Consider the following 16,761-nt stretch of genomic DNA (forward strand, 5'->3'; position numbering starts at 1 on the left):
CTTTGTTGTGGAGGTGCCCCGTGCTGGGTCCCGTGATTCTCGCTGCGTCGCGCAGCGACCGGATGCGACGCCTGATCTCGGCGGCCCCGGTGACCAAGCAGGTCGTGGACCGCTTCATCCCGGGTGAGACCGTGGCCGACATCGTCCCGATCATCCAGGACCTGACGGACAAGGGCCTGGAGCTGACGATGGACGTCGTCGGTGAGGACATCACCACTCCCGGCCAGGCCACCGCCGCCCGGGACGCCTACCTCCAGCTGATCGACCGGCTGCGCGAGCTGGAGCTCGGCGAGAAGGTCGAGATGTCCGTCAAGCTGTCCATGTTCGGCCAGGCCCTGGACAACGGCCACGAGCTGGCCCTCGCCAACGTCCGCCCGGTCGTCGAGGCCGCCGCCGCCATCGGGACGACCGTCACCCTCGACGCCGAGGACCACACCACCCTCGACTCGATGTTCGCCATCCACGAGGAGCTGCGGAAGGACTTCCCGCAGACCGGTTGCGTCATCCAGGCCTACCTCTTCCGCACCGAGGCCGACGCCCGCCGTCTCGCCGCCGCCGGCAGCCGCGTGCGCCTGGTGAAGGGCGCCTACAAGGAGCCCGCCGAGGTCGCCTACCAGCAGAAGCACGAGATCGACAAGGCCTACGTGCGCATCCTGAAGACGCTGATGGAGGGCGAGGGCTACCCGATGATCGGGTCCCACGACCCGCGCCTGATCTCCATCGCCCAGGAGCTCGCCCACCAGGCCGGGCGCAAACTGGACGAGTACGAGTTCCAGATGCTCTACGGCATCCGCAGCGAGGAGCACCTGCGACTGGCCGCGGAGGGCCACCGCATGCGCGTCTACACCGCCTACGGCACCGACTGGTACGGCTACTTCATGCGCCGTCTGGCGGAGAAGCCGGCGAACCTGCGCTTCTTCCTGCGCAGCATGGTCAGCAAGGGCTGAGCCCGAACACCCGCTCACGTACAAGGAGTCAAGGATCTCATGGACGCTGTGACCCAGGTCCCCACCCCCGTCAACGAGCCGGTGCACGGCTACGCGCCCGGCTCGCCCGAGCGCGCCCGCCTGGAGGCCAGGCTCAAGGAGCTGGCCGAGAACCCGGTCGACCTGCCGATGACCATCGGCGGCGAGAAGCGGATGGGCGGCGGCGAGGCCTTCCAGGTCGTCCAGCCGCACAACCACAAGGCCGTCATCGGCACCCTGCGCAACGCCACCCGGCAGGACGCCCAGGACGCCATCGACGCGGCCCTCGCCGCCGCGCCGGCCTGGCGCGCGATGTCCTTCGACGACCGCGCCGCGATCATCCTGCGCGCCGCCGAGCTGCTTGCCGGCCCCTGGCGCGAGACCCTCGCCGCCTCCACCATGCTCGGCCAGTCCAAGACCGCCCAGCAGGCCGAGATCGACACCCCCTGCGAGCTGGTCGACTTCTGGCGCTTCAACGTCCACTACGCCCGCCAGCTGCTCGCCGAGCAGCCCCCGGCGAACTCTCCGGGCGTGTGGAACCGCATGGACCACCGCCCGCTGGAGGGCTTCGTCTACGCGATCACGCCGTTCAACTTCACCGCCATCGCGGGCAACCTGCCCACCGCGCCCGCTCTCATGGGCAACGTCGTGGTCTGGAAGCCGTCCCCGACCCAGACCCACGCCGCCGTCCTGCTCATGCAGCTGCTGGAGGAGGCGGGCCTGCCCAAGGGCGTCATCAACCTCGTCACCGGCGACGGCATCGAGGTCTCCGAGGTCGCCCTGGTCCACCGCGACCTCGCGGGCATCCACTTCACCGGCTCGACCAGGACCTTCCAGTACCTGTGGAAGACGGTCGGCACCAACATCGAGAAGTACCGCACCTACCCGCGCCTGGTCGGCGAGACCGGCGGCAAGGACTTCCTGGTCGCCCACCCGAGCGCCGACCGCGCCGTCCTGAAGACCGCCCTGACCCGCGGCGCCTTCGAGTACCAGGGCCAGAAGTGCAGCGCGACCTCCCGCGCCTACATCCCGGCCTCCATCTGGAACTCGGGCTTCAAGGAGGAGTTCGCGGCCGAGGTCGACTACCTGACCATGGGTGACGTCACCGACCTGTCGAACTTCATCGGCGCCGTGATCGACGACCGTGCCTTCGCCAAGAACAAGGCCGCCATCGACCGCGCCAAGGAGGACCCGACCTGCACGGTCGTCGCGGGCGGCACCTACGACGACTCGGTCGGTTACTTCGTCCGCCCGACCGTCGTCGTCTCCACCGACCCGGACAACGAGATCTTCCGCACCGAGTACTTCGGTCCGTTCCTCGGGGTGTACGTCTACGAGGACGACAAGTACGACGAGATGCTGGAGCAGATGGAGTCGGTCTCCGACTACGCCCTGACCGGCTCGGTCATCTCCAACGACCGCGCCGCAGCGGCGTACACGATGGAGAAGCTGCGCTACGCGGCCGGCAACTTCTACATCAACGACAAGTCGACCGGCGCCGTCGTCGGCCAGCAGCCCTTCGGCGGCGGTCGCGCCTCCGGCACCAACGACAAGGCCGGCGCCCCGCAGAACCTGCTGCGCTGGACCCTGACCCGCGCCATCAAGGAGACGCTGGTCCCGCCGACCGACTACGCGTACCCGCACATGGGCTGATCAGCCCCTTCCCCGAGCAACGGGCCGGGAAGCCTGCCACCCGAACAGGCTTCCCGGCCCGTTTCCAATTCCCGGCCGGTCACACGGGACCCACGGCGGTGACAGCCTGACCCCATGACCCCTCGCCTGCACATGGCCCACACCGCCGGCCTTGGCCCCGCCGACCTCCGCGCCGCCCGCGCCCTCCTGGACGAGGCGTTCGAGGGGGACTTCGGCGAGCAGGACTGGGAGCACGGCCTCGGCGGCATGCACGCCCTCGTCCACGACGGCGCCGGTCTCGCCGCGCACGGCTCGGTCGTGATGCGCCGGATACGGCACCGGGGGCGCTGGCTGCGCACCGGATACGTGGAGGCCGTAGCGGTACGGGCCGACGTGCGCCGGACCGGGCTCGGCGGCCGGGTGATGGCGGCCCTGGAGGGCATCGTCGACCGGGCCTACGACCTCGGCGCGCTCTCCGCGAGCGAGGACGGCGCCCTGCTGTACACGGCCCGCGGCTGGCAGCGGTGGGGCGGACAGGTGTGCGCCCTCTCGCCGGACGGGATCGTGCGGCTGCCCGAGGAGGAAGGGGACCTGTACGTCAGGCCCGCCCTCGCCGCACCCCTGGACCCGGCTCACGCCCTGGTCCTCGACTGGCGTGACGGGGATGTCGCCTGACGGCACGTCCTGCCCTCCGGATCGGGACCGCCCACCGTGCTGCCGGCACGCACCACCCGGCCCCGCTCCCGCCGCGCGCCGCGCCCGGCGCGGTCGCGGCCTCCGCCGTTCAAACGCTCCTGGAGGAGTGGCGTCGACTCCGCCGCCGGACAGAGAAAGAGCAGGTCAGCGGGGTGTGACGCAGGCCGCCGTCTCAGATAGTAGGAAGTCCGAGTAATTGTGCAGACAGGCGCGGCCGGCTCCCTTACTTTTGTAGGAGCCGAACGTCTCGCTCGATCAAGCGAATGGCGGTCGTGAGCCGGGCCCCGTGCAGGCAACCCCTGCGGCCCGCCCCCCGCCCCCGGCGTCTCGTAACCCCTCATCCGCACTCCGTTGCGCCGAAGGAGTCGATTCACCATGGCCGAGACGACCATCCGCCGCCGAGTCCGCCACGTGTCCCGCACGAGCGAGTCCGACCGCAAGAACGCCGCCGCCGCACTCCAGCGCGCCCTCGACCGCCGCGACAACGGCGGCGAGACCGGCCACTGAGCCACCACTGACCGGTCACCGGGTCACCACTGACCGGTCACCGGGCCGCCGCTGGGTCGGTCACCGGGCCCTCGCCGGGTCGGTCACCGGGCCGCCGTCACTGATCCGGGAGCCGCACCCTTCCCCACTCACGGTCTCGCCCGAGTGGGGGAGACCCCGCGGGGTGCGGCGCGGCTTCACCTCCCGCGCCGCACCTCGAAGTGATCGATCCGCCGCCCGTCCCCGGCGAGCGCCGACACCGTGAGCCGCGGGGACGGGCCCGGCCGCGCCTCGACGGACAGGAGCGAGAAGCCGGTGTAGCGCACCCGCGACCACTGAGCCGTCTCCGGCGCGCGCTCCTTGCCCTTGGCCCAGTGGAAGGTCTCCACCGCGTCGTGCCGGGTGACGTGCCCCTCGTAGCTGTCCTTGACGCCCGAGGGGAAGGAGTACAGGTCCCGGCCGCCGCCGCCCGCGGTCACGTACACGATCCCGTCCCGCGCGGGGTCCGTGGAGCCGCCGACCGGCACCGACCGGCCGACCTCCCCGTCCCTGATCGCGTCCGTGCGCTCGTAGACGTGGTTGTGCCCGTTGATCACCAGGTCCACCCGGTGCCGGGCGAACAGCGGCAGCCACTCGGCCCGCACCCCGCCGTCCGAGGCGTGCTGCGAGGTGGAGTACGCGCAGTGGTGGAAGAAGACGACCACGAAGTCCACGCCCTCGGCCGCGCGCAGCTCGCCCAGCGTCGCGTCCAGCCACTTGGTCTGCCGGCCGCCGCTGTGCCCGAGGTTGGCGGGGATCTCGTACGACACGTCGTTGGCGTCCAGGGCCACGAAAGCCGTGTTGCCGTAGGTGAACGCGTAGGCGCCCGGTGTCCCGCGCGGGTCGAAGCCGTTGTCCGGCAGGAAGAAGCGGGCGAGCTGGCCGCCGTAGCCGTCCGGCGAGTACCAGGCCTCCATGTCGTGGTTGCCGGTGGTCACCATCCAGGGCACGGAGCGGGCGACCGGCTCGTTCTGCTTCAGGAACTGGTCCCAGAAGGTGGGGTCGTAGCCGTCCGAGGTCTGCCCGGCGCCGTTGACGTCGGCGTAGCAGATGTCGCCCGCGTGCAGATGGAAGGCGGGGTTCTGGCGCTGCATGAGGTGGTCGTTGGCGTTCGCGGCCCGGCCCACGCCCTGGTCGCCGAAGGCCGTGAAGACGAAGCGCTCCGCCCTCGCGGGTGCCGTGCGGAAGGAGGCGAGGGCGGCGCGGTGGGCGGGGGCGGCCGGGTCCCAGCCGTCGTGGCCGACGCCGTAGTAGTACGTCGTGCCGGGAGCGAGACCGTCCAAGGCCGCGTGCACGTAGTACTGCTCGACCGCGGGCCGCACCCCCTGCACCCCGGGCGTGTGCAGAGGGCGCACCTCGGCGTCGACCCGCCGGCCGAGGTCGTCGGGTCGCAGCCCGACACGCACGTACGGCCGCCGGACCGTGAACGGCACCTGCCAGGAGACGCGCATCTGTGTCTTCGGGTCGGCGCCGAAGGCCAGATGGCGGCCGAAGGGGCGGACCACCGAGCCGGGCACCCGCGAGGCCTCCGGCGCCGGGTGTCCCGCCGCGCCCGAGCCGCCGGAGCAGCCGGTGAGCAGGCCGCCCGCGACCGCGCCCGCCGTCACCAGGGTGCGGCGCCGGACCGTCCGGGTGCGCAGGTACTCGTACTGCTCGGCCATGCTCATCCGCTCCGCGAGCGGGCGCGGGATGCCGACGTCGGGTGTCTCCATGGCGGGGACCCTTGCACCGAGGGCCAACACCCGTGCCACGCCTGGGTGAACGACAGCCGACGGGATGACGCCGGCAACCCGTCCGGGTGTCCGTATGGCGGACATGACATGTCATCCCCTGGGACGAGGAGTAGGGTGCCGACATGTCTCGCAGCATCAATCTCGCAGTGATCCCCGGTGACGGCATCGGCCAGGAGGTCGTGGCCGAGGGTCTCAAGGTCCTCTCCGCCGTCCTGCCGCAGGATGTGAAGCTGGAGACCAAGGAGTACGACTTCGGCGCCAAGCGCTACCACGCCACCGGTGAGACCCTCACCGACGCCGATCTCGGCGCCCTCAAGCAGCACGACGCCATCCTGCTCGGCGCGATCGGGGACCCGAGCGTTCCCTCCGGCGTCCTGGAGCGCGGCTTCCTGCTCAAGCTCCGCTTCGCCTTCGACCACCACGTCAACCTGCGTCCCTCCAAGCTGCTCCCCGGTGTCGCGACCCCGCTGGCCGGCCAGCCGGAGATCGACTTCGTCGTCGTCCGCGAGGGCACCGAGGGCCCCTACACGGGCAACGGCGGCACCATCCGCAAGGGCACCGAGCACGAGGTCGCCACCGAGGTCTCCGTCAACACGGCCTTCGGCGTGGAGCGCGTGGTCCGCGACGCCTTCGAGCGTGCCCAGGCCCGCCCGCGCAAGAAGCTCACGCTGGTCCACAAGAACAACGTGCTGACCTTCGCCGGTCACCTGTGGACGAACGTCTTCACCAAGGTCGGCGCCGAGTACCCCGAGGTCGAGACCGACTACATCCACGTCGACGCGGCCACCATCTACCTGGTCACCCAGCCCGAGCGGTTCGACGTGATCGTCACCGACAACCTCTTCGGCGACATCATCACCGACCTCGCCGCCGCCGTCTCCGGCGGCATCGGCGTGGCCGCCTCCGGCAACATCAACCCGAGCCGCGAGTTCCCCTCCATGTTCGAGCCGGTGCACGGCTCGGCCCCGGACATCGCGGGCCAGGGCAAGGCCGACCCGACCGCCACGGTCCTGTCCGTCGCCCTGCTGCTGCGCCACCTCGGCTACGACGCCGAGGCCGACCGGATCGACGCGGCCGTCGCCGCCGACCTCACGGAACGCGTCGGCGAGCCGGCCCGCAGCACCTCCCGGATCGGCGACGCGCTCGCCGTACGAGTAGCCGGCTGACCTGCCGCGTCACTCGACATCGTTTCGAAGCCGCCGGGTCGCATCCGCACCCGGCGGCTTTTCCTATGCGGTCGCCGGGTGCCACCATCAACCCTGGGCCGCATTCACCCCGATTCCTTCCGCCCGCAGCCCCGCGCGATAATCGAACGCGGAGCCGCGGTATGAGGGAAAGCTCGGACGTCCTAGCACCACCCGGAGAGCCGGTGCGGGAGTGAGCGCGGCCCGACACCACCACCGGTGCTGCATCTTCCGGGGATCACCCCCGGACCCCGGCCGGAAGACCGGAGCTGCCCCGCTCTATATCAGGAAGTGAAGGACGCCCACTCATGACGACGCCCACGATCGAGCTCAAGCCCTCCGCCCATCCGCTCGCCGCCGCGGAGCGTGAGGCGATCCTGGCCAGCCCCGGATTCGGCCGCCACTTCACCGACCACATGGTGACGATCAAGTGGACCGAGGGCCGCGGCTGGCACGACGGCCAGCTCGTTCCGTACGCGCCGATCCCCCTCGACCCGGCCACCAACGTCCTCCACTACGCCCAGGAGATCTTCGAGGGCCTGAAGGCCTACCGGCAGCCGGACGGCTCGGTCGCCACCTTCCGTCCCGACCAGAACGCCAAGCGCTTCCAGCGCTCCGCGCGCCGTCTGGCCATGCCGGAGCTGCCCGTCGAGACGTTCGTCGAGGCCTGCGACGCCCTGGTCCAGCAGGACAAGGACTGGGTGCCCGCGCACGGCGGCGAGGAGTCCCTCTACCTGCGCCCGTTCATGATCGCCACCGAGGTCGGTCTCGGCGTCAAGCCCGCCAACGAGTACCTCTTCATCGTCATCGCCTCGCCGGCCGGCGCCTACTTCCCGGGCGGGGTGAAGCCGGTGTCGATCTGGGTCTCCGAGGACCGCGTCCGTGCCGTCCCCGGCGGCATGGGCGACGCGAAGACCGGCGGCAACTACGCGGCCTCGCTGCTCGCCCAGGCCGAGGCGGCCGCCAAGGGCTGCGACCAGGTCTGCTACCTCGACGCGGTCGAGCACCAGTGGGTGGAGGAGCTCGGCGGCATGAACCTGTACTTCGTGTACGGGAACAAGATCGTCACGCCCACGCTGACCGGCTCCATCCTGGAGGGCGTCACCCGTGACTCCCTGCTGGCCGTCGCCCGCGACCTCGGCTACGAGTCCGAGGAGGGCCGCGTCTCCGTCGAGCAGTGGCAGCGCGACTCCGAGAACGGCAGCCTGACCGAGGTCTTCGCCTGCGGCACCGCGGCCGTGATCACCCCGGTCGGCACCGTCAAGCGCGCGAGCGCCGAGTGGAAGCAGTCGGGCTCGGAGCCCGGCGAGGTCACCCTGCGCCTGCGCCAGGCCCTCCTCGACATCCAGCGCGGCACGGCCGAGGACAAGCACGGCTGGATGCGCAAGATCGGCTGACCGCACGGCCGAACGTGCGGCGAGGGGGCGCCGGGCGTCTGCGGGGCCGTTGCGGCCGGTCGCGCCCGCGCGGCGGGGCCGCACATCGACGACGGCCGCGCGCCCCTGCGGGGCGCCGCCGCTCAGCTCTTCCCGGACGTGCTCAGGGCCGCTGTGGACTCCTCCCCGAGTTCCACGGCGGCCCCTGTGCGTTCCCGGGCCGGCGTCAGCAGCAGGTACACCAGCCCGCCGGCCGCGCCCGACAGCAGGAAGCTGCAGTCCACCCCGCCGGTGAGCTGCAGCAGCGGGCCCTGGTACGACGGCAGGGAGACCGCCAGCAGCCCGACCGCCGCGCCGACGGCCCAGGAGAGGGTGGCCCGCACGTTCCAGCCGGCCCGGTACCAGTAGACCCCGCCCCGCGAGCGGCGGTTGAAGACCTGGAGGGCGTCGGCGTCGTACACCCCGCGACAGCGGGCGAAGCCGATGAGGGTGATGACCGCCCACGGGGTGCCGATGGCGGTGAGCAGCAGCACGAACGACGTCATCGCGGACTGGGCGTTCCAGGCGTAGTGGCCGACGAAGACACAGGCGGTGGCGACGACGGCGACGGTGCAGGTGGCCCGGGCGCGGGAGGCGCGGGGCAGGATCGCGTCCAGGTCCAGGCCCATCGAGTACAGCATCAGGCCCGCGTTGCCGACCGAGCCGGCGGAGGCGGACAGCAGCAGCGGGACCAGGTACCAGGTGGGGGAGGCGGACACCAGGGGGCCCGCGTAGTCGGTGGCCGCGTGGGCCGCGTACGCGGTGAAGGTGCCGAACAGCTGGGGCACCAGCAGGCCCAGGACCAGGCCCAGCCACGTGGAGTGCAGGACACGGCGGCTCGTATGACGGGCCGGGGAGATGTAGCGGGTGTAGTCGCCGAGCAGGGTGATGAAGGCGATGGGACCGGACAGGCCCGCGGCGACGGCCGCGAGGAACCAGGTCGGCCAGAAGGAGCCCAGCAGATAGCCGCCCGCTCCCGGCAGTGCCGCGGTCGTGAAGTGCGGGGCGTAGGCGAAGATCCCGAGGACCAGCAGGGCGGTCATGCCGATCGCCAGCACCCGGGACATCGCGAGCAGCACCCGGTAGCCGTAGACCGCGCCCGCGACGGTCGCCGCGGCGAGCAGCGCGTAGACGAGGGCGTACGCCGTCCCGTCCGCGGGCAGCCCGAAGAGCCGGCCGAGGACGCTCAGCATCACGTCGCCGCCGATCCACACGGTCAGCGCGGTGTAGCCGAGGGCGAGGAGCAGGCCGACGACCGAGCCGACCAGCCTGCCGCGCACGCCGAAGTGGGCGCCGGAGGAGGTGGAGAGGTTCGTCGCGGTGCGCAGGGAGACCAGGGCCAGCGGGGCCGTGAACAGCGTGCCGATCACCGTGCCCGCCACGATCGCGGTCACCGACGCCCACCAGCCGAGCCCGAAGGACGGCGGCAGCCAGCCGAAGATGATCACTCCGAGGCAGAGGTTGGACCCGAGCAGGATCGAGACCAGGTCCCGCGGGCCGCTGGTCCGTTCCGCGTCCGGGATGGTGTCGACTCCGCGCTGTTCTATCGGCATGGCTGGTCTCCTTCGACGGCCGCCTTCGTGTTTAGAGCGACGTTCAATGTGGCGTGAACGCGGTTCCCAGGTCAATGCTTCTGTTTCATGAATTCTGCGTTTAGAGTGATGCTCTAAAGTGTGGAAGACAAGGAGGTGCCGCGTCGTGAGACTCACCCCCACGGAACGTGACCGGCTGCTGCTCTTCGGAGCCGCCGAACTGGCCCGGGCCCGCCGGGCGCGCGGCCTCAGGCTCAACGTGCCGGAGGCCACCGCGCTGATCGCGGACACCGTCTGCGAGGCGGCGCGGGACGGCAGGCGGCTCGCGGAGGCCATCGAGGCGGCCCGGTCGGTCCTCGGTCCCGAGGACGTTCTGCCGGGCGTCGCCGACGTCGTCACCGAGGTGATGGTGGAGGCCGTCTTCGAGGACGGCTCCCGGCTCGCGGTGGTCTCCGACCCCATCGGAGGCGGCCTCGGCGAGCAGGCCCCGGGCGCGCTGCTGCCGGGCCCGGCGCACGCCGACCCCGAGCCGGCCGTCCGGCTCACGGTCGCCAACACCGCGACCGTGCCGGTCTCGGTCACCTCCCACTTCCACTTCTTCGAGGCCAACCCGCGCCTGGACTTCGTACGGGAGCGGGCCTACGGCATGCGGCTCGCCGTACCCGCCGGGTCCTCGGTCCGGTTCGGGCCGGGGGAGAGCGCCGAGGTCGGGCTGGTCCCGATCGGCGGTGAGCGCGTCGCGATCGGCTTCGCCGGGCTGGTCGACGGGCCGCTGGACGCGCCCGGAGCGAAGCAGGAGGCGCTGCGCAGGGCCGCTGCCTGCGGATATCTGGGAGTGACACCGGAAGGAGGCGAACGATGAGCCGCTCCAAGGGACGCGAGATCGACGAGTCCATCCACATCGACCCGCACGCCTACGCGGCCACGCACGGCCCCCGCGCCGGGGACCGCATCCGTCTCGGCGACTCCGGCCTGGTGATCCGGGTGGAGTCGGACTCCCAGAAGCCGGGCGACGAGTTCCTGGCCGGGTTCGGCAAGACCGCCCGGGACGGGCTGCACCTGAAGGCCGCCGCCGTCCGTGAGACCTGCGACGTGGTCATCAGCAACGTCGTCGTGATCGACGCGGTGCAGGGCATCCGCAAGGTGTCCATCGGCATCCGGGAAGGCCGCATCCACGCCATCGGCCGCGCCGGAAACCCCGACACCCTCGACGGCGTCGACGTCGTCGTCGGCACCGGGACCTCCATCGTCTCCGGCGAGGGCCTGATCGCCACCGCCGGCGCCGTCGACACCCACGTCCACCTGCTCTCGCCGCGCATCATGGAGGCCTCCCTCGCCTCCGGCGTGACCACGGTCATCGGGCAGGAGTTCGGCCCGGTGTGGGGTGTGGGTGTCAACTCGCCCTGGGCGCTGCGGCACGCCTTCAACGCCTTCGACGCCTGGCCGGTGAACATCGGCTTCCTGGGCCGGGGTTCGTCCTCGCACGAGGCTCCGCTGGTCGAGGCCCTGGCCGAGGGCGGTGCCTCGGGGTTCAAGGTGCACGAGGACATGGGCGCCCACACCCGCGCCCTGGACACCGCCCTGCGGGTGGCAGAGGAGCACGACGTCCAGGTCGCCCTGCACAGCGACGGGCTGAACGAGTGCCTCTCGGTCGAGGACACCCTGCGCGTCCTGGAGGGCCGGACCATCCACGCCTTCCACATCGAGGGCTGCGGCGGCGGGCACGTGCCCAACGTGCTGAAGATGGCCGGTGTCGCGAACGTCATCGGTTCCTCCACCAACCCCACCCTGCCCTTCGGCCGGGACGCGGTCGCCGAGCACTACGGCATGATCGTCTCCGTCCACGACCTGAAGACCGACCTGCCCGGCGACGCGGCCATGGCCCGTGACCGCATCCGGGCCGGCACGATGGGCGCCGAGGACGTGCTGCACGACCTGGGCGCGATCGGCATCACCTCCTCCGACGCCCAGGGCATGGGCCGCGCGGGCGAGACGGTCCGCCGCACCTTCGCCATGGCCGGCAAGATGAAGGCCGAGCTGGGCCCGATGGACGGCGACGGCGCCGGTGACGACAACGCGCGCGTGCTGCGCTACATCGCCAAGCTGACCGTCAACCCCGCCATCGCCCACGGCCTCGCCCACGAGGTCGGCTCGATCGAGACGGGCAAGCTCGCCGACATCGTGCTCTGGCGCCCCGAGTACTTCGGCGCCAAGCCCCAGCTCGTCCTCAAGTCCGGCTTCCCCGCCTACGGCGTGACCGGCGACCCCAACGCGGCCACCGACACCTGCGAACCCCTCGTCCTCGGACCGCAGTTCGGCTCCTACGGCGCCACCCCCGCCGACATCTCCGTCGCCTTCGTCGCCCAGGCGGCAGTGGACCAGGGCAACGACACGATGCCCACCCGCCGCCGCCGGGTCGCCGTGCGCGGCACCCGCGGCATCGGCCCGGCCGACCTGCGGCTGAACGACCGCGTCGGCGCGGTCGACGTCGACCGGCGCACCGGCCTCGTCACCCTCGACGGCGACGCGCTCAGCTCCGCGCCCGCCGACTCCGTCTCCCTCAACCGCCTCTACTTCCTCTAAGGACCCCGGACATGACCACCCCCGCAGCCGACGGCTTCCGCATGCCCGCCGAGTGGACCCCGCACGAGCGCACCTGGATGGCGTGGCCGGGCCCCAACCCCACCTTCGACGACCCGGACGACCTCCGCCTGTCCCGCATGGCCTGGGCGTCCGTGGCGCGCGCCGTCCTCCGCTTCGAACCCGTGACGGTCGTGTGCGGCCCCGGCCAGTCGGCGCACGCCCGGACGCTGCTCGGCCCGGGCGTCGAGACCGTCGAGCGCGACCTCGACGACGCCTGGATGCGGGACATGGGCCCCACCTTCCTCACCGACGGCCGGGGCGCACTGGCCGCCGTGGACTGGACGTTCAACGGCTGGGGCGCCCAGGACTGGGCCCGCTGGGAGCACGACGCGAAGATCGCCTCGTACGTCGGTGACCTCGCGGGCGCGAGGACGTACGCCTCGAAGCTGGTCAACGAGGGCGGCGCGATCCATGTCGACGGCGAGGGCACGGTGCTGCTGACCGAGACCGTGCAGCTCGGCCCCGAGCGCAACCCGGGCTGGTCGCGCGAGGAGGTCGAGGCGGAGATCCACGCCCACCTCGGCACCCGCAAGGCGATCTGGCTGCCGCGCGGCCTGACCGGCGACTACCCCCCCTACGGCTTCGGCACCCTCGGCCACGTCGACATCGTCGCCGCCTTCGCCCGCCCCGGCGTGGTCGTCGCCCACCACCAGCCGGACCCGGCCCACCCCGACCACGAGGTCACCCAGGAGGTCATCGGCATCCTGAGGTCGGCGACCGACGCCCACGGCCGCAGCCTGGAGGTCGTCGAGGTGCCCGCCCCGACCGCCCTGGAGGCCGACGGCCACTGGGCCGACTACTCCTACATCAACCACTACCTGTGCAACGGCGGCGTCGTGCTGTGCGGCTTCGACGACCCGCGTGACGAGATCGCCGCCGGGATCTTCCGCCGTCTCTTCCCGGAGCGGACGGTGACCCTGGTGGACGCCCGTACGATCTTCTCCGGTGGTGGTGGCATCCACTGCATCACCCAGCAGCAGCCGAAGGTCTGACACACAGGAGCAGCAGATGGCCGGTGCGGCCCGTGCCCGGAGGAACGCGCCGCCGCGCGAGGAGGTTCTCGTCACCGCCATGGACATGATCGCCGAGCGCGGTCTGGAGAAGCTCACCATGGCGGGGCTGGGCCGCGAGGTCGGCATGAGCAGCGGCCATCTGCTCTACTACTTCCGCTCCAAGGACGAACTGCTGCTGCAGACCCTGGAGTGGAGCGAGGGCAGGCTCGGCGCCGAGCGCAGCCGCCTGCTCACCCGCCCGGGCTCCGCCCGCGAGCGCCTGGAGGCGTACGTCGACCTGTACGTCCCCGACGGCCACCGCGACCCGCACTGGACGCTGTGGCTGGAGGTCTGGAACCGCTCGCAGAACGCCGACGACGACGCCCGCGAGCGGCAGGCCGCCATCGAGGGCGCCTGGCACCGCGACCTGGTCGCGCTGCTCGCCGAGGGCGTCTCGCGCGGCGAGTTCCGCCCCGTCGACGCCGACCGCTACGCCTCCCGGCTGCGCGCCCTGCTCGACGGCTTCTCCATCCATGTCGCCATCGGCCTGCGCGGCACGGGGCGGGACCAAGTGATCACCCATGTGCGGGAGTTCCTCGGCGAGACACTCCTCGCGCCGGACGCCTGACGCCCGCATCCTGAGACGGTCGGTGAGCCGGGGGCTGTGCTGTGCCAGACTGCCGTCGTGCTCTCGTTCGCCATGATTATGGGCAGCAGGCGCGCCGGTCCGCAGTGACCACACGTACGACCAGGTACGGGTGGCCATCGTCGTCCTCGACCCGCGCGCAGACCTCTCGCACCCGCGAGGGGTTTTTTCGTTTTCCGGCCCACCACCAGCCGGGACACGGAGCGCGAGGGAGTATTGGGGGGACGGTGGAGCCGGTCATCCCGGTAAGACCGAAGATTCACATTCAGGAGCCTTGAGACCATGACCGAGACGGCAACCAGCGAGCTCGACGACTCGTTCCACGTCTTCGACACCACGCTGCGCGACGGCGCGCAGCGCGAGGGCATCAACCTCACCGTCGCGGACAAGCTCGCCATCGCACGGCACCTGGACGACTTCGGCGTGGGCTTCATCGAGGGCGGCTGGCCCGGCGCGAACCCGCGGGACACCGAGTTCTTCGCCCGCGCCCAGCAGGAGATCGACTTCCGGTACGCCCAGCTGGTCGCCTTCGGCGCCACCCGCCGCGCAGGCGCCAAGGCCGCCGAGGACCCGCAGGTCAACGCGCTGCTGGCGTCGGGCGCCCCGGTGATCACGCTGGTCGCCAAGGCGCACGACCGGCATGTGGAGCTGGCGCTGCGCACCACGCTGGAGGAGAACCTGGAGATGGTCCGGGACACCGTCTCCTACCTGTGTGAGCAGGGCCGCCGGGTGTTCGTGGACTGCGAGCACTTCTTCGACGGCTACCGCGCCAACCCCGAGTACGCCAAGTCCGTCGTCCGTACCGCCGCCGAGGCCGGCGCCGACGTCGTGATCCTGTGCGACACCAACGGCGGCATGCTCCCCGCCCAGGTCCAGGCGGTCGTCTCCACGGTCCTCGCCGACACCGGTGCCCGGCTCGGCATCCACGCCCAGGACGACACCGGCTGCGCGGTTGCCAACACGCTGGCCGCGGTCGACGCGGGCGCGACCCATGTGCAGTGCACGGCGAACGGCTACGGCGAGCGCGTCGGCAACGCCAACCTCTTCCCGGTCGTCGCCGCCCTGGAGCTGAAGTACGGCAAGAAGGTGCTGCCGGAGGGCCACCTGCGCGAGACGACGCGCATCTCGCACGCGATCGCCGAGGTCGTGAACCTCACCCCCTCCACGCACCAGCCGTACGTCGGAGTCTCCGCCTTCGCGCACAAGGCGGGCCTGCACGCCTCCGCGATCAAGGTCGACCCGGACCTCTACCAGCACATCGACCCCGAGCTGGTCGGCAACACCATGCGCATGCTGGTCTCCGACATGGCGGGCCGCGCCTCCATCGAGCTGAAGGGCAAGGAGCTCGGCATCGACCTGGGCGGCGACCGCGAGCTGGTGGGCCGCGTCGTCGAGCGGGTCAAGGAACGGGAGCTCAAGGGCTACACGTACGAGGCCGCGGACGCCTCCTTCGAGCTGCTCCTGCGCGCCGAGGTCGAGGGCAGGCCGCTGAAGTACTTCGAGGTCGAGTCCTGGCGGGCGATCGTCGAGGACCGCCCCGACGGCAGCCACGCCAACGAGGCCACGGTCAAGCTGTGGGCCAAGAGCGAGCGGATCGTGGCCACGGCCGAGGGCAACGGCCCGGTCCACGCCCTGGACCGGGCGCTGCGCGTGGCCCTGGAGAAGATCTACCCCCAGCTGGCCAAGCTGGAGCTGGTGGACTACAAGGTCCGCATCCTGGAGGGCAAGCACGGCACGTCCTCCACCACCCGCGTCCTGATCTCCACCTCCGACGGCACGGGCGAGTGGGCCACGGTCGGTGTCGCGGACAACGTCATCGCCGCCTCCTGGCAGGCCCTGGAGGACGCCTGCACCTACGGCCTGCTGCGCGCCGGGGTCGAACCGGCCGAGTGATCGGCCCCGGGTGCACGCCGGAGTGTCCGACTCGGGGACCGTGCCAGAGTGTCCGCCCCGGTGTCCGCCCCAGGGGCCGCGCCCGCCCGATCCGCCTCAGGGGGCGCGCCAGACGTTGTCGAACGCGTCCTCCTCGATGCGCCGCCGCTGCCGCACGGCCTCCAGTTCCGTGAGGGCGTCGCCGACGGCGGCCAGGACCGCCTCCAGGGCGTCCGGGTCGACCGTGGTGTCGGAGTCCCCGCGCTCGGCGGCTTCGGAGTCCGTGCGCTCGGCCGGCGGCGCGTCCTGGATGCCGAGGGCCGCCGCGAGGCCCACGAGGACGGGCTCGTGCGCGTTCCAGCGGTCGGTGGCGTGGCGCCGGGCCGGCGAGTCGGCGGGTGCGGTGCGCTCGCTGCGCCAGGGCAGCCGGTGCCGGCGCTTCCCGCCGCTCTCCCCCTCCTTCTCCAGGGCGTCGGCATAGGCGGAGGCCAGCCCGCGCCCGCGGCGCCACAGCCAGTCCTCGACGGTCTCGTACGGTTCCTGCCTCACGAGCCGGGTCTGAGCCTCGTCCAGCAGGCGGTCATCGGTGACGCGCTCGGCGGAGGGGACGAGGCTGTCTTCCCGGAGAGTGAGGGCCTGGACTTCGAGGAGGTCGAGCACCTCCGCCCCGGCGAGGGCGAGCGAGAGGTCGCCCTGGCCCACGTCCCGGGCGGACGGCACGTCCAGGGCGACGATCAACAGGTCCCGCGCTGTGGTCATCTCGCACTCCAGGTCGCAATCGTCGGGCGTGAGGCGTCCGGCGGGGCGCCGTACTCCTTCATCGTCCCCCACCCACTGGGGCACGCGCGCGGGGGTTCTCCTCATGGGGGCGTGGCCCTTCCTGACGGAACGTCTTGACGGGTCTGCGAGCCCTTAGTTAACTCACG

The 16,761-nt window shown here is 71.6% G+C and carries 14 protein-coding genes; 11 read left to right on the top strand and 3 right to left on the bottom strand.

Translation table 11 applies throughout. From position 1 onward, the window contains the following. The first annotated feature begins 20 nt into the window (after nucleotides 1-20). The 4 genes from ACFZCP_RS39445 to ACFZCP_RS39460 all read left to right on the top strand — a co-directional run bounded on the left by ACFZCP_RS39445 (nucleotide 21) and on the right by ACFZCP_RS39460 (nucleotide 3,800). Nucleotides 21-947: a proline dehydrogenase family protein gene (locus tag ACFZCP_RS39445; RefSeq protein WP_391439301.1), complete on the top strand. Its 927-nt coding sequence runs from the start codon at nucleotides 21-23 to the stop codon at nucleotides 945-947. 39 nt (nucleotides 948-986) lie between these two features. Further along, nucleotides 987-2,618, top strand: coding sequence for an L-glutamate gamma-semialdehyde dehydrogenase (gene pruA / locus ACFZCP_RS39450; RefSeq protein WP_391439304.1), 1,632 nt, complete (start codon nucleotides 987-989; stop codon nucleotides 2,616-2,618). Nucleotides 2,619-2,732: 114 nt separating this feature from the next. Next, the gene (locus ACFZCP_RS39455) at nucleotides 2,733-3,272 is read left to right on the top strand and encodes a GNAT family N-acetyltransferase (RefSeq protein WP_391439307.1); all 540 of its coding nucleotides are present in this window, start codon (nucleotides 2,733-2,735) and stop codon (nucleotides 3,270-3,272) included. A 396-nt stretch (nucleotides 3,273-3,668) separates the two neighbouring features. Continuing rightward, the gene (locus ACFZCP_RS39460) at nucleotides 3,669-3,800 is read left to right on the top strand and encodes a hypothetical protein (RefSeq protein ID WP_359061336.1); all 132 of its coding nucleotides are present in this window, start codon (nucleotides 3,669-3,671) and stop codon (nucleotides 3,798-3,800) included. 176 nt (nucleotides 3,801-3,976) lie between these two features. Here ACFZCP_RS39460 and ACFZCP_RS39465 read toward each other — a convergent pair whose 3' ends face one another. Then, a complete protein-coding gene (locus ACFZCP_RS39465; RefSeq protein ID WP_391439314.1) occupies nucleotides 3,977-5,530 on the bottom strand; it encodes a fibronectin type III domain-containing protein in 1,554 nt (517 codons plus the stop codon). Nucleotides 5,531-5,673: 143 nt separating this feature from the next. On the opposite strand from ACFZCP_RS39465, the gene ACFZCP_RS39470 reads away from it, so the two are divergent. Then, nucleotides 5,674-6,717: a 3-isopropylmalate dehydrogenase gene (locus ACFZCP_RS39470; protein WP_362700470.1), complete on the top strand. Its 1,044-nt coding sequence runs from the start codon at nucleotides 5,674-5,676 to the stop codon at nucleotides 6,715-6,717. A gap of 326 nt (nucleotides 6,718-7,043) precedes the next feature. Beyond that, on the top strand, nucleotides 7,044-8,132 hold the full coding sequence (locus tag ACFZCP_RS39475; RefSeq protein WP_362700472.1) for a branched-chain amino acid aminotransferase: 1,089 nt from the start codon (nucleotides 7,044-7,046) through the stop codon (nucleotides 8,130-8,132). 122 nt (nucleotides 8,133-8,254) lie between these two features. On the opposite strand, the gene ACFZCP_RS39480 is transcribed toward ACFZCP_RS39475, so the two are convergent. After that, the gene (locus ACFZCP_RS39480; protein WP_391439322.1) at nucleotides 8,255-9,703 is read right to left on the bottom strand and encodes a cytosine permease; all 1,449 of its coding nucleotides are present in this window, start codon (nucleotides 9,701-9,703) and stop codon (nucleotides 8,255-8,257) included. 145 nt (nucleotides 9,704-9,848) lie between these two features. Between ACFZCP_RS39480 and ureA the strand changes: the two genes are divergently transcribed. From ureA to cimA, 5 genes are all read left to right on the top strand, one after another. Beyond that, nucleotides 9,849-10,544 (top strand): urease subunit gamma, encoded by a 696-nt coding sequence (gene ureA, locus ACFZCP_RS39485; protein ID WP_362700476.1) that lies wholly within the window; start codon nucleotides 9,849-9,851, stop codon nucleotides 10,542-10,544. After that, entirely contained in the window at nucleotides 10,541-12,265 is a 1,725-nt protein-coding gene (locus ACFZCP_RS39490; protein WP_391439328.1) for an urease subunit alpha, read from the top strand. The genes ureA and ACFZCP_RS39490 overlap by 4 nt, the downstream gene beginning before the upstream one ends. Nucleotides 12,266-12,276: 11 nt before the next feature. Next, nucleotides 12,277-13,317 carry an agmatine deiminase family protein gene (locus tag ACFZCP_RS39495; RefSeq protein WP_391439332.1) on the top strand — a complete coding sequence of 347 codons (1,041 nt, stop codon included), beginning with the start codon at nucleotides 12,277-12,279 and terminating at the stop codon, nucleotides 13,315-13,317. 16 nt (nucleotides 13,318-13,333) lie between these two features. Continuing rightward, nucleotides 13,334-13,945, top strand: coding sequence for a TetR/AcrR family transcriptional regulator (locus tag ACFZCP_RS39500; protein ID WP_362700482.1), 612 nt, complete (start codon nucleotides 13,334-13,336; stop codon nucleotides 13,943-13,945). Between the two features lie 300 nt (nucleotides 13,946-14,245). Continuing rightward, nucleotides 14,246-15,856, top strand: a complete 1,611-nt coding sequence (gene cimA, locus ACFZCP_RS39505) for a citramalate synthase (protein WP_391439343.1) — start codon at nucleotides 14,246-14,248, stop codon at nucleotides 15,854-15,856. 96 nt (nucleotides 15,857-15,952) lie between these two features. Here the strand turns inward: cimA and ACFZCP_RS39510 are convergent, their stop codons facing one another. Continuing rightward, a complete protein-coding gene (locus tag ACFZCP_RS39510) occupies nucleotides 15,953-16,594 on the bottom strand; it encodes a GPP34 family phosphoprotein (protein WP_391439349.1) in 642 nt (213 codons plus the stop codon). Between the last annotated feature and the right edge of the window lie 167 nt (nucleotides 16,595-16,761).

Origin of the sequence: Streptomyces sp. NPDC007971, from assembly GCF_042958635.1 — a bacterium.
GTDB lineage: Bacteria > Actinomycetota > Actinomycetes > Streptomycetales > Streptomycetaceae > Streptomyces.